General features: G+C 64.0%; 22 protein-coding genes. 5 read left to right on the plus strand and 17 right to left on the minus strand.

Features of this window, described 5'->3' with window-relative positions; all coding sequences use genetic code 11:
• Window positions 1-13: 13 nt before the first annotated feature.
• Window positions 14-1,201, minus strand: a complete 1,188-nt coding sequence (locus QRN70_RS07150) for an MFS transporter (RefSeq protein WP_285416624.1) — start codon at window positions 1,199-1,201, stop codon at window positions 14-16.
• A 91-nt stretch (window positions 1,202-1,292) separates the two neighbouring features.
• Here QRN70_RS07150 and QRN70_RS07155 point away from each other — a divergent pair, with 91 nt between their 5' ends.
• Window positions 1,293-1,835, plus strand: coding sequence for a TetR/AcrR family transcriptional regulator (locus QRN70_RS07155; RefSeq protein ID WP_285416626.1), 543 nt, complete (start codon window positions 1,293-1,295; stop codon window positions 1,833-1,835).
• A 246-nt stretch (window positions 1,836-2,081) separates the two neighbouring features.
• Window positions 2,082-5,552: a hybrid sensor histidine kinase/response regulator gene (locus QRN70_RS07160; protein ID WP_285416628.1), complete on the plus strand. Its 3,471-nt coding sequence runs from the start codon at window positions 2,082-2,084 to the stop codon at window positions 5,550-5,552.
• An 89-nt stretch (window positions 5,553-5,641) separates the two neighbouring features.
• Here QRN70_RS07160 and QRN70_RS07165 read toward each other — a convergent pair whose 3' ends face one another.
• Together QRN70_RS07165 and QRN70_RS07170 are read right to left on the minus strand one after the other, a co-directional pair.
• Window positions 5,642-7,006 carry a DNA recombination protein RmuC gene (locus QRN70_RS07165; protein WP_285418043.1) on the minus strand — a complete coding sequence of 455 codons (1,365 nt, stop codon included), beginning with the start codon at window positions 7,004-7,006 and terminating at the stop codon, window positions 5,642-5,644.
• Between the two features lie 175 nt (window positions 7,007-7,181).
• Complete coding sequence (locus QRN70_RS07170; RefSeq protein ID WP_285416630.1) at window positions 7,182-7,505, minus strand: SEL1-like repeat protein; 324 nt, start codon at window positions 7,503-7,505, stop codon at window positions 7,182-7,184.
• Window positions 7,506-8,468: 963 nt separating this feature from the next.
• On the opposite strand from QRN70_RS07170, the gene QRN70_RS07175 reads away from it, so the two are divergent.
• The 3 genes from QRN70_RS07175 to QRN70_RS07185 all read left to right on the plus strand — a co-directional run bounded on the left by QRN70_RS07175 (window position 8,469) and on the right by QRN70_RS07185 (window position 10,868).
• Window positions 8,469-8,693 (plus strand): hypothetical protein, encoded by a 225-nt coding sequence (locus tag QRN70_RS07175; protein ID WP_285416632.1) that lies wholly within the window; start codon window positions 8,469-8,471, stop codon window positions 8,691-8,693.
• 274 nt (window positions 8,694-8,967) lie between these two features.
• Window positions 8,968-9,450, plus strand: coding sequence for a hypothetical protein (locus tag QRN70_RS07180; RefSeq protein ID WP_285416633.1), 483 nt, complete (start codon window positions 8,968-8,970; stop codon window positions 9,448-9,450).
• A gap of 146 nt (window positions 9,451-9,596) precedes the next feature.
• Complete coding sequence (locus QRN70_RS07185) at window positions 9,597-10,868, plus strand: OmpP1/FadL family transporter (RefSeq protein WP_285416634.1); 1,272 nt, start codon at window positions 9,597-9,599, stop codon at window positions 10,866-10,868.
• An 82-nt stretch (window positions 10,869-10,950) separates the two neighbouring features.
• On the opposite strand, the gene QRN70_RS07190 is transcribed toward QRN70_RS07185, so the two are convergent.
• From QRN70_RS07190 to cobO, 14 genes are all read right to left on the minus strand, one after another.
• Window positions 10,951-11,511, minus strand: a complete 561-nt coding sequence (locus QRN70_RS07190) for a glutathione peroxidase (RefSeq protein WP_285416636.1) — start codon at window positions 11,509-11,511, stop codon at window positions 10,951-10,953.
• A gap of 55 nt (window positions 11,512-11,566) precedes the next feature.
• Window positions 11,567-11,689, minus strand: coding sequence for a hypothetical protein (locus tag QRN70_RS07195; RefSeq protein WP_285416637.1), 123 nt, complete (start codon window positions 11,687-11,689; stop codon window positions 11,567-11,569).
• Window positions 11,686-12,894: an MFS transporter gene (locus QRN70_RS07200; protein WP_285416638.1), complete on the minus strand. Its 1,209-nt coding sequence runs from the start codon at window positions 12,892-12,894 to the stop codon at window positions 11,686-11,688. Before QRN70_RS07200 ends, QRN70_RS07195 begins: the two co-directional genes overlap by 4 nt.
• 52 nt (window positions 12,895-12,946) lie before the next feature.
• Complete coding sequence (locus QRN70_RS07205; RefSeq protein WP_285416639.1) at window positions 12,947-13,351, minus strand: MarR family winged helix-turn-helix transcriptional regulator; 405 nt, start codon at window positions 13,349-13,351, stop codon at window positions 12,947-12,949.
• A gap of 174 nt (window positions 13,352-13,525) precedes the next feature.
• Complete coding sequence (locus QRN70_RS07210) at window positions 13,526-14,257, minus strand: adenosylcobinamide-GDP ribazoletransferase (protein ID WP_285416640.1); 732 nt, start codon at window positions 14,255-14,257, stop codon at window positions 13,526-13,528.
• A 1-nt stretch (window position 14,258) separates the two neighbouring features.
• Window positions 14,259-14,834 carry an alpha-ribazole phosphatase family protein gene (cobC, locus tag QRN70_RS07215; protein ID WP_285416641.1) on the minus strand — a complete coding sequence of 192 codons (576 nt, stop codon included), beginning with the start codon at window positions 14,832-14,834 and terminating at the stop codon, window positions 14,259-14,261.
• A complete protein-coding gene (cobT, locus tag QRN70_RS07220; RefSeq protein WP_285416642.1) occupies window positions 14,831-15,886 on the minus strand; it encodes a nicotinate-nucleotide--dimethylbenzimidazole phosphoribosyltransferase in 1,056 nt (351 codons plus the stop codon). The genes cobC and cobT overlap by 4 nt, the downstream gene beginning before the upstream one ends.
• A complete protein-coding gene (gene cobU / locus QRN70_RS07225) occupies window positions 15,883-16,404 on the minus strand; it encodes a bifunctional adenosylcobinamide kinase/adenosylcobinamide-phosphate guanylyltransferase (RefSeq protein WP_285416643.1) in 522 nt (173 codons plus the stop codon). The genes cobT and cobU overlap by 4 nt, the downstream gene beginning before the upstream one ends.
• Window positions 16,405-16,526: 122 nt before the next feature.
• Window positions 16,527-17,978, minus strand: coding sequence for a cobyric acid synthase (locus QRN70_RS07230; protein WP_285416645.1), 1,452 nt, complete (start codon window positions 17,976-17,978; stop codon window positions 16,527-16,529).
• Entirely contained in the window at window positions 17,975-18,967 is a 993-nt protein-coding gene (gene cobD, locus QRN70_RS07235; RefSeq protein WP_285416646.1) for a threonine-phosphate decarboxylase CobD, read from the minus strand. Before cobD ends, QRN70_RS07230 begins: the two co-directional genes overlap by 4 nt.
• Window positions 18,960-19,868, minus strand: coding sequence for an adenosylcobinamide-phosphate synthase CbiB (gene cbiB, locus QRN70_RS07240; protein ID WP_285416647.1), 909 nt, complete (start codon window positions 19,866-19,868; stop codon window positions 18,960-18,962). Before cbiB ends, cobD begins: the two co-directional genes overlap by 8 nt.
• Window positions 19,865-20,515, minus strand: a complete 651-nt coding sequence (gene bluB, locus QRN70_RS07245) for a 5,6-dimethylbenzimidazole synthase (protein WP_285416648.1) — start codon at window positions 20,513-20,515, stop codon at window positions 19,865-19,867. Before bluB ends, cbiB begins: the two co-directional genes overlap by 4 nt.
• Complete coding sequence (locus QRN70_RS07250; protein WP_285416649.1) at window positions 20,512-21,912, minus strand: cobyrinic acid a,c-diamide synthase CobB; 1,401 nt, start codon at window positions 21,910-21,912, stop codon at window positions 20,512-20,514. Before QRN70_RS07250 ends, bluB begins: the two co-directional genes overlap by 4 nt.
• Window positions 21,909-22,520 carry a cob(I)yrinic acid a,c-diamide adenosyltransferase gene (gene cobO / locus QRN70_RS07255; protein ID WP_285416651.1) on the minus strand — a complete coding sequence of 204 codons (612 nt, stop codon included), beginning with the start codon at window positions 22,518-22,520 and terminating at the stop codon, window positions 21,909-21,911. Before cobO ends, QRN70_RS07250 begins: the two co-directional genes overlap by 4 nt.
• Between the last annotated feature and the right edge of the window lie 47 nt (window positions 22,521-22,567).

Raw genomic sequence — 22,567 nt, forward strand, 5'->3', positions numbered from 1 at the left:
GAAACGCCGGCGCTTATGGAGCGCTGCACACCTTTGGTGTTGGCGCACGCAGGCTCAACAGCAGCGCCGCGAGCGCCAGCACGATCAGCACTGCGCCATAGCCCTCGGTGGTAACAAGCAGGCCGTAACTGCGGCTCAAGTGCCCGGCCAGCAGCGCCGGCAGGCAGAACGCCAGATAACTCAGCGCGTAATACGCCGACATCAAACCCGCCCGTTCATGCGGCAAGGCCAGTGGCACCAGGCTGCGCACCGCGCCGAGGAAGCCCGAACCAAAGCCGCAACCGGCGACCAGCGTGCCGAAGAAAAACAGCGCCAGACTGGCACTGTGCACGCCGAGCAGAATCAGCAGCACGCCAATAGGCAACAGGCTGGCGCCGATTTGCAGGGCTTTGCCCGCGGGGCGATTGCGCAGAGTGAAGATCATCAAGGCACCGGTCACGGTCAACGCCGAAACGGTAGCGCCGCCGATCAGGTTCGAAGTCGAACCAGTGGCGGTGCGCACCAGCGACGGCGCCAGCGAGGCAAAAAAGCCGCCGAGGGCCCAGGTCGCAGTGTTCAGCGGCAGCACGCGCCACAGGGTCGAACGCGCCTGAACAGGCACATGCAGGGTCGGTCGCAGCGAAGCCCAGGCCCCGGCTTGCGGCGCGACACTTTCCGGCAGTCGCCAGACATACAGCCCCTGCAACACAAACAGCGCCAGCAGCAGCCAGTAGGTCAACTGCAACGGCGCTGGTGCGAATTCGGCCAACAGCCCGCAGCCCAAACCACCCAAGGCCATGCCCAACAACGGCGCGACGCTGTTGACCAGCGGCCCCTGCTGCCGGTCGGTATCGAGCAGCGTCGCACTGAGCACCGCCGTGGCCATGCCGGTGGCAAAGCCCTGCAACACCCGCGCGCCGATCAGCCAGGCCACGCTGTCGGCATGGATGAACAGCAGCATCGCCAACGCATTCAGCACGACAGCCGCGAAAATCACCGGTTTGCGTCCCAGGTGGTCCGACAACGAGCCGACCGTCAGCAGCGCCGCCAGCAAACTCAAGGCGTAGACGGCGAAAATCAGGGTCAGCACCGCTGCCGAAAAGTGCAGTTGCTCCTGATACAGGTGATACAACGGCGTCGGTGCCGTGGAAGCGGCGAGAAAACTGAGCAAGGTGATCGCCAGAAACCACAGGCTGGAACGCTTCGAAACAAGGCTGGACATGGGCACACTCCGCAAAAGCTAATTTTTTGCTTTTACGCAGTGTGCTCGCGGCCTGAGCTTAAAGCAAATTCTTTGTGTTAAGGTCTGGCGCATGACTATTAAAGAAGGTTTACGCCCGGGTGGTCGCAGCGCCCGGGTGCAGGAATCGATTCACTCGGCTGTCCGCGCACTCCTCGACGAACAGGACCGTGCCAGCGTGACCGTGCCGCAGATCGCTGCGCGCGCCGGCGTTACGCCGTCGACCATCTACCGGCGCTGGGGCGATCTGGCCGCCCTGCTGGCCGACGTCGCCCTGGCCCGCATGCGCCCCGACAGCGAACCGGCGCAGACCGGCAGCCTGCGCGGCGATATCCGCGCCTGGGCCGAACAGTACCTCGATGAAATGAGCTCGGAGCCGGGGCGCCACATGATGCGCGACGTGCAGGCCAGTGCCACGCCGGGGTATTGCGTGACGATCCTCGGCGCGCAGTTGCAGACCATCATTGAGCGTCACCCGAGCGAAGCCGCGCCGAGTGTTGATCGTCTGATCAATCTGGTGGTGGCGCCGGTGGTGTTCCGCATTCTGTTTTCGGCGGCGGCACTGGAGGTGGATGAGCTGCATCGGTTGATCGATATTGCGCTACAACAGGACTGACGCTTTCGCTGGCAAGCCAGCTCCCACAGGATCTGTGATGTCACAGGATATGCGTCCACTGAAGATCCCTGTGAGAGCTGGCTTGCCAGCGATGAGGCCTGAACGGTCACTCCAAAAACCACCCGGTTTCACACCTGCGACACCCGGCCACGCCACGACCTTGGTCGACACTGACTAACCGCCGCGCGCGTGCGAGACTGTTCGCCCGGGCAGGAGTGCCGGGGAGTCTTCTGTCGGGAGTGTTGCATGTCGTTGTCCACCGGGCTGATCGCCGCCGTCGCCCTGGCCTATATGGCCATCATGTTTGCTATCGCCTTCTACGGCGACCGTCGCAGCGCGCCCCTGCCGCCACGGGTGCGGGCGTGGGTGTATAGCCTGTCGCTGGCGGTCTACTGCACCAGCTGGACCTTCTTCGGCGCGGTCGGCCAGGCCGCCGAACAGCTGTGGTCATTCCTGCCGATCTACCTGGGGCCGATCCTGCTGTTGCTGGGCGCGCCGTGGGTCCTGCAGAAAATGGTGATGATCAGCAAACAGGAGAACATCACCTCCATCGCCGACTTCATTGCCGCCCGCTATGGCAAATCGCAATCGCTGGCGGTGGTGGTCGCACTGATCTGCCTGGTCGGCGTGCTGCCTTATATTGCCCTGCAACTGAAGGGCATCGTCCTCGGCGTCAACCTGCTGATCGGCGCCGGTGCCGACGCCATGGGCACCCGCGCCCAGGACACCGCGCTGATCGTGTCGCTGGTGCTGGCGCTGTTCACCATCGTGTTCGGCACGCGCAACCTCGACGCCACCGAGCACCACCGGGGCATGGTGCTGGCGATTGCCTTCGAATCGCTGGTCAAGCTGTTCGCCTTTCTCGCCGTCGGCGCCTTCGTCACCTACGGCCTGTACGACGGCTTCGACGACCTGTTCAACCAGGCGATGCTCGCGCCGCGCCTGGAGCAGTACTGGAAGGAAACCATCAACTGGCCGTCGATGGTGGTGCAGACCGGCGTGGCGATGATGGCGATCATCTGCCTGCCCCGGCAGTTCCACGTCACCGTGGTGGAAAACATCGATCCGCAGGACCTGCGCCTGGCCAAATGGGTGTTTCCGACCTACCTCGCCCTGGCAGCGCTGTTTGTCGTGCCGATTGCCCTGGCCGGGCAGATGATGCTGCCCAGCTCGGTCATCCCCGACTCGTTCGTCATCAGCCTGCCGCTGGCCCAGGCCCATCCGGCCCTGGCGGTGCTGGCCTTTATCGGTGGCGCGTCGGCGGCCACCGGCATGGTGATCGTCGCCAGCGTGGCGCTGTCGACCATGGTCTCCAACGATATGCTGCTGCCCTGGCTGTTGCGCCGCAACAATGCCGAGCGCCCGTTCGAGGTGTTCCGCCAGTGGATGCTCTCGGTGCGCCGGGTCAGCATCGTGGTGATCCTGCTGCTGGCGTATGTCAGCTACCGCCTGCTCGGCTCGACCGCGAGCCTGGCCACCATCGGCCAGATCGCCTTCGCGGCGGTGACACAACTGGCCCCGGCCATGCTCGGCGCGCTGTACTGGAAACAGGCCAACCGCCGCGGTGTGTTCGCCGGACTCGCCACGGGTACCTTCCTGTGGTTCTACACCTTGATCCTGCCGATTGCCGCGCGCAGCCTCGGCTGGTCGCTGGAGGCGTTCCCCGGCCTGGCGTGGCTGCACAGCAACCCGCTGAACCTGCCGATCACCCCGCTGACCCAAGGCGTGGTGCTGTCGCTGGCGGGCAATTTCACCCTGTTCGCCTGGGTTTCGGTGCTGTCGCGCACCCGCGTCTCGGAACACTGGCAGGCCGGTCGTTTCATCGGCCAGGAAATCAGCGCGCGGCCGAGTGCACGCTCGATGCTGGCGGTGCAGATTGACGACCTGCTGCAACTGGCCGCGCGCTTTGTCGGCGAAGAACGCGCCCGCCAGAGTTTCATTCGTTTCGCCTACCGCCAGGGTAAAGGCTTCAACCCGAATCAGAATGCCGACGGCGAATGGATCGCCCACACCGAACGCTTGCTGGCCGGCGTACTTGGCGCCTCTTCGACGCGCGCTGTAGTAAAAGCCGCCATTGAAGGTCGGGAAATGCAGCTGGAGGACGTCGTGCGGATCGCCGACGAAGCTTCGGAAGTGCTGCAGTTCAACCGCGCCCTGCTGCAAGGCGCCATCGAAAACATCACCCAGGGCATCAGCGTGGTCGACCAGTCGTTGAAACTGGTGGCCTGGAACCGTCGCTATCTGGAGCTGTTCAACTACCCGGACGGCCTGATCAGCGTCGGCCGGCCGATTGCCGACATCATTCGCTACAACGCCGAACGCGGTCTGTGCGGCCCCGGCGAGGCGGAAGTGCACGTCGCCCGACGCCTGCACTGGATGCGCCAGGGCCGCGCGCACACCTCGGAACGGCTGTTCCCCAACGGCCGGGTGATCGAGCTGATCGGCAACCCGATGCCCGGCGGCGGCTTTGTCATGAGTTTTACCGACATCACCGCGTTCCGCGAAGCCGAGCAGGCGCTGACCGAAGCCAACGAAGGGCTGGAGCAACGGGTCAGCGAACGCACCCAGGAGCTGTCGCAACTCAACCTCGCGCTGACCGAGGCCAAGGGCAACGCCGAGGCTGCCAACCAGTCGAAAACCCGCTTCCTCGCGGCGGTCAGCCACGATCTGATGCAACCGCTGAACGCCGCGCGGCTGTTCTCCGCTGCCCTCTCCCACCAGGAAGATGGCTTGAGCGGCGAGGCGCAGAAACTGGTGCAGCATCTCGACAGTTCACTGCGCTCGGCCGAAGACCTGATCAGCGACCTGCTGGACATTTCCCGCCTGGAAAACGGCAAGATCAACCCGGACCGCAAGCCGTTCGCGGTCAACGAACTGTTCGACACCCTCGGCGCCGAATTCAAGGCGCTGGCCCAGGAACAGGGCCTGAGTTTCCGCGTGCGCGGCAGCCACTTGCGCATCGACAGCGACATCAAGCTGCTGCGCCGGATCCTGCAGAACTTCCTAACCAACGCCTTTCGCTATGCCAAGGGCCCGGTTCTGCTCGGGGTACGCCGCCGCGCCGGCGAGGTGTGCCTGGAGGTGTGGGATCGCGGGCCGGGGATTCCGGAAGACAAGCAGCAGGTGATTTTCGAGGAGTTCAAACGCCTCGACAGCCATCAGACCCGCGCCGAGAAAGGTCTCGGGCTGGGCCTGGCGATTGCCGATGGCCTGTGTCGGGTGCTCGGCCACACGCTGCGCGTGCGATCCTGGCCGGGGCGCGGCAGTGTGTTCAGTGTCCGCGTGCCGCTGGCCCGGGCGCAGGCAGTGCCGACCAGCGCGGCGGTGGAGCTCAATGGCAAACTGCTCGGCGGCGCGCAGGTGCTGTGCATCGACAACGAAGACAGCATCCTGATCGGCATGAACAGCCTGCTGACCCGCTGGGGCTGCCAGGTGTGGACGGCGCGCAATCGCGAGGAATGCGCAGCGCTGCTCAGCGACGGCGTGCGCCCGCAACTGGCGCTGGTGGACTATCACCTCGATCACGGCGAAACCGGTACCGAGCTGATGGCCTGGCTGCGCACCACGCTGGGTGAGCCGATTCCGGGGGTGGTGATCAGCGCCGACGGCCATCCGGAAACCGTGGCGCAGGTGCATGCGGCAGGCCTGGATTATCTGGCCAAACCGGTTAAACCGGCGGCGTTGCGCGCGTTGTTGAGTCGTTATCTACCGCTGTGAAGCAAACGACGGCCGCCGGCGGCGGCAGCGCCTGCACGGGATTGGCATACATCCGGTCGGCGCTGCCGGCGGCGGCGATCGCCTGAGCTTCACTCTGGCAGTTCGACCAGCCCGTCAGCGTCGGTCATGGCCCGCTCCAGCAAATCTGCCGGCAGGCTTTTGCTCGCCCGTGCGCCAAGCAGCTTGAGCTGCTCGCTGCGACTGACCAGGTTGCCACGCCCTTCGGTGAGTTTGTTGCGGGCGGCGCTGTAGGCCTTGTCCAGTTGTTGCAGGCGATTGCCGACTTCATCCAGATCCTGGATGAACAGCACGAACTTGTCGTACAGCCAGCCGGCGCGCTCGGCAATTTCCCGGGCGTTCTGGCTCTGCCGTTCCTGCTTCCACAGACTGTCGATCACCCGCAGCGTCGCCAGCAGCGTGGTCGGGCTGACAATCACGATATTACGGTCGAAGGCTTCCTGAAACAGCGCCGGCTCGGCCTGCAACGCGGCGGAAAATGCCGCTTCGATGGGCACGAACAACAACACGAAATCGAGGCTGTGCAAGCCTTCCAGGCGTTTGTAATCCTTGCCGGCGAGGCCTTTGACGTGGCTGCGCAGAGACAGCACGTGCTGTTTCATCGCAATCTGCCCGAGGGCCTCGTCGTCGGCGGCCACGTACTGCTGATACGCGGTGAGACTGACCTTGGAATCGACCACCACCTGCTTGTCGCCCGGCAGATAAATGATCACGTCCGGCTGGAAGCGCTCGCCGTCGGGGCCCTTGAGATTGACCTGGGTCTGGTACTCGCGGCCCTTCTCCAGTCCGGCATGCTCCAGCACCCGTTCGAGGATCAACTCACCCCAGTTGCCCTGGGTTTTCTGGCCCTTGAGGGCGCGCGTCAGGTTGGTCGCTTCGTCGCTCAGGCGCAGGTTCAATTGCTGCAGGCGCTCCAGCTCCTTGGCCAGCGAGAAGCGCTCGCGGGCCTCGGCCTGATAGCTTTCCTCGACACGTTTTTCGAAGGACTGGATGCGTTCCTTCAGCGGATCGAGCAACTGCCCGAGGCGCTGCTGGCTGGTCTCGGCGAAACGTTGTTCGCGCTCATCGAAAATCTTCCCGGCCAGCTCGGCGAATTGCGCCCGCAACTCGTCGCGGGAACCTTGCAGGTCGTTGAGACGTTGTTGATGGCTTTCCTGTTGCTCGCGCAGTTCGGCGTTCAGCGAGGCGGCCTGGGCATCGAGACGGCGCAGTTCGGCTTCTTTGTTGGCGCGCTCGAGATTCCAGGCGTGGGCGGCGTCGCGGGCGTCGTCGCGCTCGATCTGCAGCAGCTCGACTTCGCGGCGCACGGCGGCGAGATCCGCCTGTTTCGCGGCATTGGCCTGGCCAAGGTCGGCCATTTCATCGCGGCAGGCCTCGAGTTGCGCGTTGAGGCCATCCTGGGCCATCTGCGCCATGGCCAGACGCTCCTCGAGCAGCGCGACGTCAGCCTGGGCGCTGGCGGCCCGGCGCTGCAGTTGCCAGGCCAGTGCCAGCAGCGGCAACCCCGCGCCCGCCAGGCCGAGCAGCACGCTGGTCAAGTCCATCGCCATAGTCATTCCCGCCGATCCGATAAAGCCTGAAGGTTAACCAAGGCGTCAGGTCTTGGACAGCTCAGTCTTCGATGAGGCCGAGTTCCTGTTGCGCGCGTCGATCACCGGCGCGGGCGGCCTGGCGCAGCAGGTCCTGACCGATACGCCGATCGCGGGCGTTGCCGCATTCACGGCACATCAACTGGCCGAGACGGCTCTGCGCAGCAACCACGCCTTCCCGCGCCGGTTGCTTGAGCAGGCGGCCAGCCAAGTGCTTGGCATTCTGCGTGGCGCCCAGGCGCGGGCTGTCCAGCAGCCATTCGGCCACACGTACGGAAAATCGCTTGGGAGCGGTAACACCGGGAGGTTGCGAGGTAACAGCGTCTGATACTGAGCGAAACTTCATAAAGCACTGTAGGGCAGATCGGAAGGCGCGCCACTCTACTCTTTTTTTCGCACAGGTAAAGTCGAAAAAAACCCGGCACGCCCGTGCTAGAGCAAGCGCTAGGGACAATCCACAGAAGCTGTGGATAACTCAGTGGACAACCGCCCTCCAACCCGCGCAAAGCCTTGTGGAATGGGGCTCGCAGTCAAACTGACGATTTTTTCACCAGTTAAAAAAAGCGATGTTTTTCATTGACTTAAACTTTCGATACAGGCAGCCACCGGGGTCAGGTTCGGTGTGACAGCGCCGTTACAGCCTGCGCAACTAATGTGCACAAGTACCTGTTACGCGGTTATATCGATGCGCTTTTTCGGGTCGTTTTGCCATCCGCGCCGGGGATAACCGCGCCAGACGTGGATAGCGGCGCGGATTGCCAGGCGACAGGCGGTCGAAATCTGAGCCATTGCAGAGCAAGCGCGGGTATCCGCTGCCTCAGTGGCTCCTGCATGTGCGCTTTTTTTGCAATCGGGTTTGCGTTCAACGAACGCATCCGCTAGTATCCGCGGCGTTAGTACCAAGCTGAAAGTCAATTCCGGTCGAACACATCCCCACGGTCAACCTTCTTGCACAGAAGCCGGCGCCGAAAAAAGCGGGAACGACCCCTCGATGGTTTCCAGGTAAATCTTGCGACGGCACAGCCTTTGAATGAATGCAAAGGGTGTCGCGAAGAGCAATTACTCTGACCGAACCAGCCTGCAAATTGATCAGGATCTTCACCCCGGGCCCAGAACCTCTGCCCTCGTTGTGATGCCTGTCCTCCTAAGTACCTACCTGCCAGCCCAAGCGCGCCAACTTAATAGCGCTTCAAACTGGCTGCTTTGTTCCAGTCGGGTTCTTCGTTCGACCAATGGTGGTCGACGTTACTGGAACGTTTTAACGTTGCACGGTTCTTATCCGTGTCATTTGTAGGAACACCTAATAACTATGTCTACTCAAATCCATACTCAGGATGCCATTCGCACCCTAACCAACGCTTTTGCACCAATGAACTGCCTGATCATGGCCGCTCGCAAAGGCTGCTTCAGCTTCACCGTGGTCAATGAACACGGGATCGCCCGCCACAGCGAGCGTCTGTACCCCGATCAATACTCCAGCGCCGAACCGCTGCAGGCCGTGATCGAGCGTACCCGTCAGGCCCTGATCGCCTGAGACGGCAAAAAGGCTGCAAAAGCAAAAGCCCCGCTTGAAACGCGGGGCTTTTTATTGCCCGATGTTTCTCTTTTTACGCAATCCGCTTAAGTACCTTCCGATATAACGGTTATAACAGCCGCCCGGAAATATTTTAAAAACAGGCCTTTACGTCGCGAATATGACACTACACTTCAACTCAAGCGGCATGATCCGCTTTCGGCGGGCCTGATCCGATCCACAGCTGCCAAGCTCCCCTTCAGGCCCGCCGCCCACTTCGTGTTTCGAGGGCCTTATGGGTATCGCTGCCAGCGAACTGTGCCGCTTCGTGATCCGTCCCACCCTGATTTACCTGGGACGCCACTGCGCAACTGCCGAATCCCTGCTGCTGGGTATTGCCGCCAGTCAGTCCGCCCTCGGTTCCGCCCTGCATGACCGCCGTGGCCACGGCCTGTACCGGATCGCCGAGCACCGCCACCAGGCGCTCTGGGATCATTACCTGGCGCTGGATCCCGACCGCGCCAGCCTGGTACGCGGGCTGGCCAGCCAGCACGCTTTCCTCAGCGGCCCGCACCTGGAACTGACCGTCAACCTGCGTTATGCCACGGCCATCGCCTGGCTGCTGGTCGAAGAACAACACCCCACCCTCCCCGACCCCGACGATCTGTTGGGCATGGCGCGCATCTGGCGCCAGACCTTCCAGCCCCAGGGGCGTCTGCGTGATTTCACCTGCGCCTGGCAGACCTGTGTTTCACCGCTGAATCAGGTCGCGTGCTGACTCGCCAGTTTCGCAAGATCGCCCAACAGGTCGCGAATCTGGTCGGATTGTCCTACAAAACCGCTCTAACTCAGGCCATACGGACTATAGCGCTGGGACGAAAATGTTGGTAATTTTCGCCCCGGTGATCACCAGGAGTTCTAATAATGAAAAAAGTAATGCTCAAAACCACCCTTAGCCTCGCCGTTTCCTTGGCATCCACCCAGATCTTCGCAGCTGGCTTTGCCATCAACGAACACAGCATCAGCGGGATGGGGACTGGGTACGCCGGGCGATCTTCTTCTGCCGACGACGCAAGCACTGTTTATGGCAACCCTGCCGGCATGTCGCGCATCAAGCGCGAACAAGTGACTGGCGGTGTTGCATTCCTCGATGCCAAGACCGATATCAGCGACGCCAGCTCCAGCCCTAACGGCGGCAGCAACAAAGGCGACATGGTGCCCTTCACCTCCGTACCTATGGGCTTCTACGTCAAACCGATCGACGACCACTGGGCCTTCGGCCTGGGCGTGTATGTTCCGTTCGGCCTGATTACCGATTACGAAAAAGGCTTCGCCGGCCGCTATTTCGGCAGCAAGTCCGAAGTTCAGGTCATCACGTTCCAGCCAACCGTCAGCTACGCCTTCAACGACAAGGTTTCGATCGGTTTCGGTCCGACCATCAACCGCATCGACGGCACCCTGGAATCCAACCTGTCGATCACTCAGGCCCTGCCGGACGGCAAGGTCAAGATCAAGGGTGACGACACCGCACTGGGCTACAACATCGGCGTACTGGTGCAGGCCACCGACACCACTCGCCTGGGTCTGACCTACCACTCGAAAGTCGACTACAAGCTCGAAGGTGACACCAAGGTCAACTACGGCGCACTGGCTGCCGTCGGCCTCGGCGCCAACCAGAAGTACGACGCTTCGCTGAAGATCACCACGCCTGAATCCGTCGACTTCTCGGTCACCCAGGCCATCAACGACCAGTGGAACGTGTATGCCGGTACCACCTGGACCCGCTGGAGCCAGCTGGAAAAAATCACCGTGAAGAACTCCGGCGTGCAGCCTCTGCTGGCCGGCCAGTTCGGCGAGATCACCGAAGAGCAGAACTGGCACGACTCGTGGGCCTACGCCTTGGGTACTTCGTATCAGCTGAACAAGGAATGGGTACTGCGTACCGGCCTGACCTTCGACCAGTCGCCGACCAACAACGTCGACCGCTCGCCGCGCATTCCTACCGGCGACCGTACGATCTTCAGCATCGGTGCCGGCTGGAGCCCGACCGAAGACCTGACCATCGACGTCGCCTACTCGTACCTGAAGGAAGAGTCGGTGAAGATCCACAACGAAAACAATCGTGGCCAGAGCTACGACGCCAAGTATGAAAACTCGGCGAACGGTTTCGGTGTCGGCGCGACCTACCGCTTCTGATGCAGCACGGCGAGGCTCACCCCTCGCCGACAAAAAAAGCCCCGCTCTCGTTACCGAGGCGGGGCTTTTTTGTCGGCGTCGATCAGGGTTTCAATGGCTTCGAGGCGATCGCCTTCTCGATGGCCGCGATGAACTCGGGATCGTCCGGCTTGGTCAGGCTGGAGAAGTTGGCGATGACCTTGCCCTGCCGGTCGATCACGTACTTGTAGAAATTCCACTTCGGCGCGCTGCTTTGCGCAGCCAGCACCTGGAACAGGTGGGTGGCATCGTCGCCACGAACCTTCTGCGGCTCGGTCATGGTGAAGGTCACGCCGTAGTTGGCGTAGCAGACCTTGGCCGTCTCGGCGCTGTCCTTGGATTCTTGCTTGAAGTCGTTGGACGGCACGCCGAGCATTTCCAGGCCCTGCGCCTTGTAGCGCTGATTGAGCGCCTCGAGGCCTTCGAACTGCGGGGCGAAACCACAGAAACTGGCGGTATTGACCACCACCAGCGGTTTGTCGGCGTAGCGCTGACAGAGGTCGATCGATTCCTTGGCGCGCAATTTGGGCAACGAGCCTTGCAGCACTTCGGGACAATCCGCGGCCTGGGCCAGTCCGGTCAACGCCATCAGCAACGCGGGAACAGCACACCAGCGCATCAGCATGTCGGGCATCCTTGAGCAGTCATCAGGCTTCGACGTTACTCGCCCTGCGGGCTCACTAGCAAGCGCCCATGCCCAATTGCATCAGCGCCAGCCCGCCCTGGTGCCAGCCCCACCACACCAGCGCCAGCAGGGCGGCGCCGAGTGCGCTGATGGCGATCTGCGGCCAGACCCGCTTCATGCGGCGCTCGCCCCTGGCTGCAGGCGCTCGACCGGACGCTCGCGCACCGGCCAGTTGAGGGCCGCCGCCAGCAGACTGAGCAGAATCGCCACTTGCCAGATCAAGTCATAAGTCCCGGTACGGTCATACACCACCCCGCCCAGCCAGCCACCGAGAAACGAACCGAGCTGATGGAACAGGAACACAATGCCCCCGAGCATGGACAAGTTGCGCACGCCGAACAAGGTCGCCACCGTACCGTTGGTCAATGGCACCGTCGACAGCCACAGGAAGCCCATGGCCATGCCGAACAGGTAGGCCGAGGTCGTCGTCACCGGCAGCCACAGGAACAGCACGATCACCACCGCCCGCAGCAGATACAACGCCGTCAGCAGGCGCGGCTTGGACATTCGTCCGCCGAGCCAGCCGGCGGTGTAGGTGCCGAAGATGTTGAACAACCCGATCAGCGCCAGCACGGTGGTGCCGACGGTGGCCGGCAGATGCTGATCGACCAGATACGCTGGCAGGTGCACGCCGATAAACACCACCTGGAAGCCGCAGACGAAAAAGCCGAACGCCAGCAGCCAGAATCCGGAGTGCGAGCAGGCCTCACGCAGCGCTTCGGACAGGGTCTGTTCATGACCCAGCACCGGCAAGGGTTTGTCCTTGAGCATGGTCACCAGCGGCACGATCAGCGCCACCAGCAAGCCCAGCACCAGCAACGCGGCGGACCAGCCCAGCCAGCCGATCAGCCCCAGCGTACCGGGCAGCATGGCGAACTGGCCGAAGGAGCCGGCGGCGCTGGCGATGCCCATGCCCATGCTGCGTTTCTCCGGCGGCACGGCACGGCCGACCACGCCGAGGATCACCGAGAACGAGGTGCCGGACAGGCCGATGCCGATCAGCAGACCGGCACTCAGCGACAGCGTCAGCGCCGAATCGGACAGCCCCATGAACACCAGGCCGAGGGCGTAGAGGACCCCGCCGATCAGCACCACTTTCGCCGCGCCGAAGCGGTCGGCCAGCGCCCCGGTGAAAGGCTGGGCCAGGCCCCAGATCAGGTTCTGCAAGGCGATGGCGAAGGCGAACACCTCACGCCCCCAACCGAACTGGGCGCTCATCGGCGACAGGAACAGGCCGAAGCCGTGCCGCACGCCCAACGACAACGCCAGAATCAGCGCACTCCCCAGCAGCACCCAACCACACGTACGCCACATCGAACTCATTGTTATTCTCCATTCGCGGGTATATACCCGCTTAAGTCCGGAAAAACCGGCCTCAGGCCAGTTCGTCCAGCAGTCTCAGCAAGGTTTCACGCTTCTCGGCGCCCAGTCGGTCGATCAACCGCTGCTGCGCCGCTTCCCAGGCCGGCAAGGCATCTGCCAGGCGTTGTACTCCGCTGTCGGTGAGGCGGACGATGCGGTTGCGCATGTCCTGACCCTCGGCCAATGTCACCAACCCCTCGCCTTCGAGCACGCGCACATTGCGCCCGAGGGTGCTGCGATCCAGGCCCATGGCTTCGGCCAGTTCGGAAATGCTCGGTTGATCCAGGCGCTGCAGGTTGCACAGCAGAGAATACTGGGCAACGTTGATCCCGAAGCCGTCGAGAGCGCCGTCGTAATGCCTGCTGACGCCACGCGCGGCGCGACGCAGGTTGGTGCACAAACACTGAGAAGGAAGCATGATGCGTGTATATACCCGCGAGTCTGTTAAATCAAGTTACACATGGGTTTTACCCCGATATTTGTAGCGCCTGACAGGCCGCTTTCGCCAGCAGGCGCACTCCCACATCCGGCACGCGCTCCCCTGGGGAAGCGCGCCTGCTCGCGAAGAGGCCGCTACTGTCTCAGCAATCTGTCAGACCACCACCACGCCCACCAATACCAGCATTTCCAGCAATTCCAGCAACGCCCCCGCCGTATCCCCCGTGGTCCCGCCCAACCGCCGCATCATTACCTGTCGCAACCAGACAAAAACCCCGAACGCGACAAGCAAGGCAACCATCGCTTTGCCGCCGGCAATCAGCAAACAGCCCAGCGCACTCCCCCCAAGCACCCACCAACCGGCCCGGCGCGGCAGATGATCAGCCAGTGCCTGCCCCAATCCGCCCGCGCGCACATACGGCGTGGTCAGAAACAACCCCAGCAATGCCGCACGTCCCAACACCGGCACGATGATCAGCATCACTGCCTGCCCGTGCTCGAGCAACGCCAGCAGCGCGCAGAACTTGAGCAGCAGCACCAGCACCAGCGTCACCACCGCGATCGGCCCGCTGCGCGGATCCTTCATGATCGTCAGCGTGCGCTCGCGGTCGCCGAAGCCACCCAGCCAGGCGTCGGCGCTGTCCGCCAGGCCATCGAGGTGCAGGGCGCCGCTGAGCAGCACCCAGGCTGTCAGCAGCAACGCCGCATGCAGCAACAGCGGCGCGCCGCTCAGCGCCAGGTTCAGCGTCCACAGGATCAGCCCGAACACCAGGCCCACCAGCGGATAGAACAGCAGCGAACGGCCAAGCTGTTCCGGCTCCGGCATGCCCGGCAGGCGGATCGGCAGGCTACTGAGAAATTGCAGGGCGATCCACAGCGGCAACATGTCAGCAGATTTCCTTGAGCGAACCGTCGGCGCCGACGCTCAGCGAAAACAATCCGCCATGGCCGACTTCGACATTGAGCAATTGTTCGCGCGGCAAACCACGGGCCCGCGCCAGCAGCAGACGCATGACACCGCCATGGCTGACCAGCAAGATCCGCTCGCCGGCGTAGCTGGCCTGCAATTGTGCAATGGCCGCCAGCACCCGCGCGGCGAAATCGGCTACCGGCTCGCCCTGCGGCGGGGTGAACGAATACGGATCGGCCCAGAACAATCCCAGCGCCTCGGCATCGGTCTGCATCAACGCCGCCGCGCTGCGCCCTTCCCAGGCGCCGAAATGCAGCTCTTGCAGACGCGCATCTTCGGTTACCGGCAACCCCAGCTGCGCCCCGAGTTCGCCGGCAAACCGCGCACAGCGCTGCAGCGGCGAACTGACCAGACGATCCCACGGCCCCTGCCCGGTCACGGCCGCGCGCATCTGCGCCCAGCCACGTTCGGTGAGCGCGTCGTCGAGACTGCCACGCAGGCCGCCACCGAGTTCGGTTTCACCGTGACGCAGCAGATCCAGGCGCAGGGTCATGCCGGCCGATCCGCCACCGCCGCCTCGGCGAAGGTCGCCATCTGCCCGTGCAGGTCACAGGCCAGACGCAGCAACGGCACGGCCAGCGCCGCACCACTGCCCTCGCCCAGGCGCAGGCCGAGTTCCAGCAGCGGTTGGGCGTTGAGCGTCTCCAGCACATGGTGGTGCCCCGGCTCGGCGCCGCGATGCCCGAACAACAACCACTCGCGGCAGGCCGGGTTGAGGCGCACCGCCACCAGCGCGGCGACCGTGCAGATAAAGCCGTCCACCAGCACCGCAACGCCTTCCTGCGCACAGGCCAGATAGGCGCCGACCAGCGCCGCGATCTCGAAGCCACCCAGATTGAGCAGGGTCTGCAAGGCGTCGCCCCGCTGCGCGGCGTGCAAAGCCAGTGCGCGTTCGATCACCTGCGCCTTGTGGCTGACACCTGCAGCGTTGAGGCCGGTGCCCGGTCCGGTCAGGTGCGCAACCGGACAGTCGAGCAAGGCACAGGCCAGCGCACTGGCGGCCGTGGTGTTGCCGATGCCCATTTCGCCACCGATGAACAGCTGCGCGCCGGCCGCTTGGGCCCGCAACACGCTGTCGCGTCCGGCCTGCAGGGCCAGCTCGCCCTGGGCCGGGGTCATCGCCGGGCCCACGGCGAAATTCGCCGTGCCGGGGCCGATGTTGAGGTGACGCACGCCTGGCAGGTCCAGGTTCGGCGTCACGGTGCCGAGGTCGACCACTTCCAGCTGTGCGCCGAGTTGCCGCGCCAGCACGCTGATCGCCGCACCGCCGCTGACGAAGTTGAGCAGCATCTGACCGGTGACTTCCTGGGGAAACGCCGACACGCCTTCGGCCACCACGCCATGGTCACCAGCAAAAATCGTGATCCACGCCTGATCGATTCGCGGCTTGGTCTGGCCCTGCAGTCCGGCCAGTTGCACCGCCACCGCTTCCAGGCGACCGAGCGAGCCGGCGGGTTTGGTCAATTGCTGTTGCCGCGCCGCCGCGCTTGCAACGGCGTCGTGAGCCACGGGTTTGCAAGGGTTCAGCCACCAGGCTTGGGTCATAACGCAGGTCCTTTCAGAGTCAGGGGCAGGCCGGCAACCGTCAGGACGACTCGCTGACAACGCTCGGCCAGAGCTTGATGCAGCCAACCGGCTGCATCGACGTAGCGGCGAGTCAATTCGCCCAGCGGCACGACACCCATTCCGGTCTCGTTGCTGACAAAAATGATTTCTCCCGGCAGTGACGCCAGGCAATCGAGCAAGGCATCGCGTTCGGCGGCCAGACGCTCGGCGTCTTCGAGCATCAGCAGATTGGTCAGCCACAGGGTCAGGCAATCCACCAGCAGGCAACGCTCGGCGCTGGCGCTGGCGCGCAGCACCCGCGCCAGTTCCACGGGCTCTTCGATCAGCGCCCACTCAGCCGGACGCCGGGCGCGATGATGGGCCACACGTTCGTTCATCTCGCCATCCAGCGGCTGGCTGGTGGCGATGTAAGTCACCGCCAGTTGGCTGTCGCTGGCGAGTTGTTCCGCCAGGCGACTCTTGCCGGAGCGGGCACCACCGAGGATCAGTTGCAGCATGGGCACATCCTGAAAATTATGTGTTGAGGCAACCGACCTCTTCGCGAGCAAACTCGCTTCCACATGGGATTGCGTTCCAAAGTGGGAGCGAGCCTGCTCGCGAAGAGGCCGTGACAGCCAGCCTAAATCCCGCAGAGCTGACGCAGCAGCCCGGTATCCAGATGCTTCTCCACCAGATCCGCCAGGCGCTCGATATCGCGCTCGCGCAAGCCGTGGTAATCGACCTGCTGCACATCGCTCAGCCCGGCCCAGCGCAGCAACGCGGCACTGGCTTGCGGTGATTCAAACAAGCCGTGCAGATAGGTGCCGAACACCTGTCCATCCAGACTCTGCGCACCGTCGCAGCGACCATCCTCCAGATGCACCGCGGCGTTCTCCAGCGCCGGCCCCACTGTCACGCCCGCATGAATCTCATAACCGCTGATCTCGGCATCTTCCAGCGCCAGCCGCCCACGCACGTTGCGCAGCTGCTTTTCGGCTTCCAGCCGGGTGTCGAACGCCAGCAGGCCGAGGCCCGCGCTGGAACCCGGCGCGCCTTCCAGCCCCAACGGGTCGTGCACCTGTGCGCCGAGCATTTGCAGGCCGCCGCAGATCCCCAGCAGCTTGCCGCCGTAGCGCAAGTGGCGCTGGATGGCCATTTCCCAGCCATTGGCACGCAGATAGGCCAGGTCGCTGCGCACGCTTTTCGAGCCCGGCAGAATGATCAGGTCGGCCGGCGGAATGGCTTGGCCGGGGCCGATGAATTGCAGATCCACCTGCGGATGCAAGCGCAGCGGATCGAAATCGGTGTGGTTGCTGATGCGCGGCAGCACCGGCACCACCACTTTCAGCACTTGCTCGGCCTTGTCGGTCTGGCGCTGATCGATGCCGTCCTCGGCCTCCAGATGCAGGTCGAGCACATAGGGCAGCACGCCCACCACCGGTTTGCCGGTGCGCTGTTCGAGCCAGTCGAGGCCCGGTTGCAGCAAGGCGATGTCGCCACGAAAACGGTTGATGATGAAGCCTTTGACCCGCGCCTGCTCGCTCGGCGAGAGCAGTTCCAGGGTACCGACCAGATGAGCGAAGACGCCGCCACGATTGATGTCGGCAATCAGCAGCACCGGGCAGTCCACGGCTTCGGCGAAGCCCATGTTGGCGATGTCGCCGGCGCGCAGGTTGATCTCCGCCGGCGAGCCTGCGCCTTCGACCATCACCAGCGGATACGTCGCACTGAGTCGTTGGTGCGAGGCCAGCACCGCCTGCATGGCGATGGCTTTGTAGTCGTGGTAGGCCAGCGCATTCATCGTGGTGACAGCGCGACCGTGGATGATGACCTGGGCGCCGGTGTCGCTGTTCGGCTTGAGCAGCACCGGGTTCATGTCGGTGTGCGGCTGGAGAAACGCCGCTTGCGCCTGCACCGCCTGCGCCCGGCCGATCTCGCCGCCATCGGCCGTCACCGCGCTGTTGAGCGCCATGTTCTGCGGTTTGAACGGCACCACCGCGACACCCTGACGGGTTGCCCAGCGGCACAGCGCCGTCACCAGCGTGCTTTTGCCGGCGTCGGAAGTGGTGCCCTGCACCATCAGCGTGGTCATGCGATGTCCTTGGCGAATGCTTGCAGGGCCTGTTCGAGGCGCGCCTCTTGCGCCGCATCGGCAGGCAGGCCGAAACGCAGGCTGCTGTTGTGGGTGAAAATGCGCAGGAGAATGCCGCGCCGGGCCATGAACTCATGCAGCGCGGCGGCGTGTTCGGTGACCAGCCACTGGAACAGGGCGCAGCCGCCCTGGGGCTTGAAGCCGTAGCGCTCGAGCAACGCTGCCAGGCGTTCGCTGGCCTCGTCGCTGCGTATGCGCTGGCGGGTGTGACCTTCGGTATCTTGCAGACAGGCCTGGCCGAGCACCCGGGTCGGCCCGCTCACGGCCCAGGGCCCGACCTGTTCGGCGAGCAGGCGGAGCAACTTGCGCTCGGCCAGGACGAAACCCAGGCGCACCCCGGCCAGCCCGAAAAACTTGCCGAACGAACGCAGCACAATCAGGCCGACCTGATGCGCATGCGGCGCCAGGCTCAGTTGCGGAGTGTTGTCCATGAACGCTTCGTCGACCACCAGCCAGCCGCCGCGCTGAGCCAGCCGTGCGTGCCAGTCGAGCAGCCGCGCCGGGGTCAGGCTCAGGCCGGTGGGATTGTTCGGGTTGACCACCACCAGCACATCGAGATTGTCGATGAAGAAGTCGACTTCCTGCTCCAGCACTTCACGCACGATGTAGCCGTTGCGCCGCCAGGCTTCGGCGTGCTCGGCGTAACACGGCGACAATACGCCGACCTTGCCGGCCCGGCGCAGGCGCGGCAGCAACTGGATGGCCATCTGCGAACCGGCCACCGGCAGCACCTGCGTGGCGCCGTAGTAGTCGCAGGCGGCCTGCTCCAGGCCGTCATCGGTTTCCGGCAGGCGCGCCCAGGCCCGCAACGGAATGTCCGGGATCGGAAACGGCCACGGCGCCAGACCACTGGAAAGGTCGAGCCAGTCCTCTTCGGCGATAGCGTACTGGAGTGCAGCCTTGCGCAGCCGGCCACCGTGCTCAAGCATAGAATTCAGCCCCCACGCAGAGAATCAGCAGCCATAACCATACCCCGCGCTGGACCAATTGCCAGCCACGGTCAATGGCATCGGCATCCGCCGGCAGGCCTTCACCGAGTTGCGGACGCTGATGCAATTCGCCGTGGTAAATAGCCGGACCTCCCAGCTCGACACCCAGCGCCCCGGCACCGGCCGCCATCACCGGCCCAGCGTTCGGGCTGTCCCACTGCGGCCCCTGCGTGCGCCAGCATTTCAGCGCCAGGCGGGTTTTGCCCAGCAGCGCGTAGGTCAACGCCACCAGCCGTGCCGGAATATAGTTGAGCACGTCGTCGATTTTCGCCGCCGCCCAGCCGAAGCGTTCGAAACGCTCGTTGCGATAACCCCACATGGCGTCGAGGGTGTTGCTCAGGCGATAGAGCACCACGCCCGGCGCACCGGCCACGGCAAACCAGAACAACGCGGCGAACACCGCATCGCTGCCGTTCTCCAGCACCGATTCGGTGGCCGCGCGGGCCACGGCGGTGCTGTCCAGTTCGCTGGTCTGGCGGCTGACCAGATACCCCACGCGCTTGCGCGCCTCCTCCAGATTGTCGCTGCGCAACGCCTTGGCGACCGGTTCGACGTGCTCGCCAAGGCTGCGCATGCCGAGCGCGCAATACAGCGCAATGATTTCAACGATCCAGCCCACGTAAGGCGCCCAGGACAACGCCGTGGCGAGCAGCGTCAGCGGCAGTACCGCGATCACCCAGGCGGTGACGCCATGGCTGCGCCAGCCGCGTCCGCCGGCGTTGAAACGTTGCTCGATGCGCCCGGCGAAATTGCCGAACGCCACCAGCGGATGCCAGCGTTTCGGTTCACCCAGCAGCGCATCCAGCGCCACGGCGGCGACACTCAACAACGCCACACTCATTGCCTCACTCCCCAATAATTTTCATACAGCAACTCATTCAGCGGACGCGCCTGCGCCCACCCTTCGAGTACCAGCATCGGCGCCGGATAGAATGCCTTGACCGGCCCCAGGCAAAGCACCGCCAGCGGTTTGGCCCCGGCCGGCAATTGCAGCAGCTCGGCCAGCGCCTGCGGCTCGAACAGCGAGACCCAGCCCATGCCCAGTCCCTCGGCACGAGCGGCCAGCCACAGATTCTGGATCGCGCAGGACAGCGAGGCCAGGTCCATTTCCGGCAGCGTCCGGCGGCCGAAAATGTGTCGTTCTCGATCGTCCATCAGTGCGGCGACCAGCACTTCGGCGCAGTCGTTGATGCCTTCAACCTTGAGTTGCATGAACTCATCGCTGCGCTCGCCAAGAGCCTCGGCAGTGCGGACGCGCTCTTCCTCAACAAGGCTCTGGATCTGCCCGCGCAAGGCGCGATCGCTGATGCGGATGAAGCGCCATGGCTGCATCAGGCCGACGCTGGGGGCCTGATGTGCAGCTTCGAGCAGGCGGCGCAACAGCTGCGGTTCAACCGTGCCGCCGCTGAAGTGGCGCATGTCGCGGCGTTCGGCGATGGCTTTATAGACCGCTGCGCGCTCGGCCTCGGAATAGGCGTGGTCGGTCATGGCCCCATCGCTGGCAAGCCAGCGCCTACCGGGGATTGCGTATTTTCAGGCAAGACACCGGCCACTGTGGGAGCTGGCCTGCCAGCGAAGACGGCCTCGAGGTCTGGCGCAAGCAACGCGGCAATCGCCGTCGGATTCGACGGAAAGTAGAAATGCACGTACGAAGCCGTCATCCGCCCTTGCCGATAAACCGCCTCCGCCCCGCGCCCGCCATTCGGGCTGATGCCCCGGGCAATCGGCGTCAGTTCGGTGCTGGTCAGGGAATGATGATAGGTGTGGCCGCGCAGCGAGCCTTCCGGCAGATCCACCGCTTGCAGTGCCAGCGCCGCCAGACGTTTCTGCATCACCGCATCCCCTTGCAGCAGCCCGACCAGTTCGGCACGGATGCCATCAACGTCGGTCAGCGAGTCGAGCAGATAGAGCATGCCGCCGCACTCGGCGAGCAGCGGCTTGCCGGCGGCGTGGTGCGCGCGGATCGCAGCGAGCATCGCGGTGTTTTGTGCCAGCGCGACATGGTGCAATTCCGGGTAACCGCCGGGCAGATACAGACTGTCGGCGTCGGGCAATTGCGCATCGCGGATCGGCGAAAAGAAGCTCAACTCGGCGCCCATCGCCCGCAACAGGTCGAGGCTGGCGCCGTAGGTAAAGGCAAAGGCCTCGTCGCGGGCGACGGCGATGCGCACGCCTTCGAGCAGCGGCTCAGCAGGGATCACTTCAGGCGCAGCGAATGCCACGGCCGGTGGCAGCGCTACCTCGCAACTGCTGGCCAAGGCTTCGGCGGCGGCGTCGAGACGCAGGTCGAGGTCATTCAGCTCGCTGGCCTGGACCAGGCCGAGATGGCGGCTCGGCAGTTCGATCCCGGTTTCGCGAGACAACGCGCCATACCAGCGCAGACCTTCGGTGAGACTGCCTTCAAGCAATTGCGCGTGGCGCAAGGTGCCAACGCGATTGGCCAACACGCCGGCGAATGGCAGATCCGGCTGATACTTCGCCAGGCCCAACGCCAATGCCCCGAAGGTCTGCGCCATCGCCGTGCCGTCGATCACACCGAGCACGGGCACACCGAAGTGCCGCGCCAGATCAGCACTGGACGGGGTGCCGTCAAACAGACCCATCACGCCTTCGATCAAAATCAGATCAGCCTCGGCGGCGGCTTCCCACAACAGCCGTCGACTTTCCTGCTCGCCGACCATCCACATGTCCAGTTGGTAGACCGGCGCACCGCTGGCGCGCTCGAGGATCATCGGGTCGAGAAAGTCCGGGCCGCACTTGAACACGCGCACCTTGCGCCCCTGATTGCGATGCAACCTGGCCAGCGCAGCGGTGACGGTGGTCTTGCCCTGACCGGAGGCCGGCGCGGCAATCAGCACCGCCGGGCAATGCCGTGGTTGACTCACAGTTCGACGCCTTTCTGCGCTTTGATCCCGGCCTGGAAGGCGTGCTTGAGCATGCCCATCTCGGTGACGGTGTCGCCCATCTCGATCATTTCCGGCTTGGCGCCGCGGCCGGTGACCACCACGTGCTGCATCGGCGGACGCGCCTGCAAATCGCTGAGCACCTGATCGAGGTCGAGGTAACCGTGCTTGAGGGCGATGTTCAGCTCGTCGAGCACCACCAGACCGATCGACGGATCGCGCAGCAGTTCGCGCGAGACGGCCCACGCCGCTTCCGCGGCGGCGATATCACGCTGGCGATCCTGGGTTTCCCAGGTGAAGCCCTCGCCCATCACATGGAAGCGCACCTGCTCGGGGAAGCGACGGAAAAACAGCTCCTCACCGGTGCTGTTGCGGCCCTTGATGAATTGCACCACGCCGCACTGCATGCCATGGCCCATGGCGCGGGCGAGCATGCCGAACGCCGAGCTGCTTTTGCCTTTGCCATTGCCGGTCAACACCAGCACCAGGCCACATTCGTCGGGCGAATTGGCGATGCGCACGTCGATCACGGCTTTTTTGCGCTGCATGCGCGCCAGATGGCGTTCGTCACGCTCGGGGGAATCGGTCATGGGGAGCTCTCCGTTGAGGCTGGATAACGGCGGGCAGGCACAAGAAT

Origin of the sequence: Pseudomonas sp. efr-133-TYG-5, assembly GCF_030209175.1 — a bacterium.
Lineage (GTDB): Bacteria > Pseudomonadota > Gammaproteobacteria > Pseudomonadales > Pseudomonadaceae > Aquipseudomonas.

Bases quoted from the DNA above. Each gene is read 5' to 3' on its own strand.
- QRN70_RS07195 (WP_285416637.1), bottom strand. From the start codon at position 11,689: ATGAAGCGGGTCTGGCCGCAGATCGCCATCAGCGCACTCGGCGCCGCC.
- QRN70_RS07150 (WP_285416624.1), bottom strand. From the start codon at position 1,201: ATGTCCAGCCTTGTTTCGAAGCGTTCCAGCCTGTGGTTTCTGGCGATC.
- cobO (WP_285416651.1), bottom strand. From the start codon at position 22,520: ATGACCGATTCCCCCGAGCGTGACGAACGCCATCTGGCGCGCATGCAG.
- QRN70_RS07190 (WP_285416636.1), bottom strand. From the start codon at position 11,511: ATGCTGATGCGCTGGTGTGCTGTTCCCGCGTTGCTGATGGCGTTGACC.
- QRN70_RS07170 (WP_285416630.1), bottom strand. From the start codon at position 7,505: ATGAAGTTTCGCTCAGTATCAGACGCTGTTACCTCGCAACCTCCCGGT.
- QRN70_RS07185 (WP_285416634.1), top strand. From the start codon at position 9,597: ATGAAAAAAGTAATGCTCAAAACCACCCTTAGCCTCGCCGTTTCCTTG.
- cbiB (WP_285416647.1), bottom strand. From the start codon at position 19,868: ATGAGTGTGGCGTTGTTGAGTGTCGCCGCCGTGGCGCTGGATGCGCTG.
- QRN70_RS07230 (WP_285416645.1), bottom strand. From the start codon at position 17,978: ATGACCACGCTGATGGTGCAGGGCACCACTTCCGACGCCGGCAAAAGC.
- QRN70_RS07155 (WP_285416626.1), top strand. From the start codon at position 1,293: ATGACTATTAAAGAAGGTTTACGCCCGGGTGGTCGCAGCGCCCGGGTG.
- QRN70_RS07210 (WP_285416640.1), bottom strand. From the start codon at position 14,257: ATGTTGCCGCTGTGGATCGCCCTGCAATTTCTCAGTAGCCTGCCGATC.
- QRN70_RS07180 (WP_285416633.1), top strand. From the start codon at position 8,968: ATGGGTATCGCTGCCAGCGAACTGTGCCGCTTCGTGATCCGTCCCACC.
- cobU (WP_285416643.1), bottom strand. From the start codon at position 16,404: ATGCTGCAACTGATCCTCGGTGGTGCCCGCTCCGGCAAGAGTCGCCTG.
- cobD (WP_285416646.1), bottom strand. From the start codon at position 18,967: ATGCTTGAGCACGGTGGCCGGCTGCGCAAGGCTGCACTCCAGTACGCT.
- cobT (WP_285416642.1), bottom strand. From the start codon at position 15,886: ATGACCCAAGCCTGGTGGCTGAACCCTTGCAAACCCGTGGCTCACGAC.
- QRN70_RS07160 (WP_285416628.1), top strand. From the start codon at position 2,082: ATGTCGTTGTCCACCGGGCTGATCGCCGCCGTCGCCCTGGCCTATATG.
- cobC (WP_285416641.1), bottom strand. From the start codon at position 14,834: ATGACCCTGCGCCTGGATCTGCTGCGTCACGGTGAAACCGAACTCGGT.
- QRN70_RS07175 (WP_285416632.1), top strand. From the start codon at position 8,469: ATGTCTACTCAAATCCATACTCAGGATGCCATTCGCACCCTAACCAAC.
- bluB (WP_285416648.1), bottom strand. From the start codon at position 20,515: ATGACCGACCACGCCTATTCCGAGGCCGAGCGCGCAGCGGTCTATAAA.
- QRN70_RS07205 (WP_285416639.1), bottom strand. From the start codon at position 13,351: ATGCTTCCTTCTCAGTGTTTGTGCACCAACCTGCGTCGCGCCGCGCGT.
- QRN70_RS07200 (WP_285416638.1), bottom strand. From the start codon at position 12,894: ATGAGTTCGATGTGGCGTACGTGTGGTTGGGTGCTGCTGGGGAGTGCG.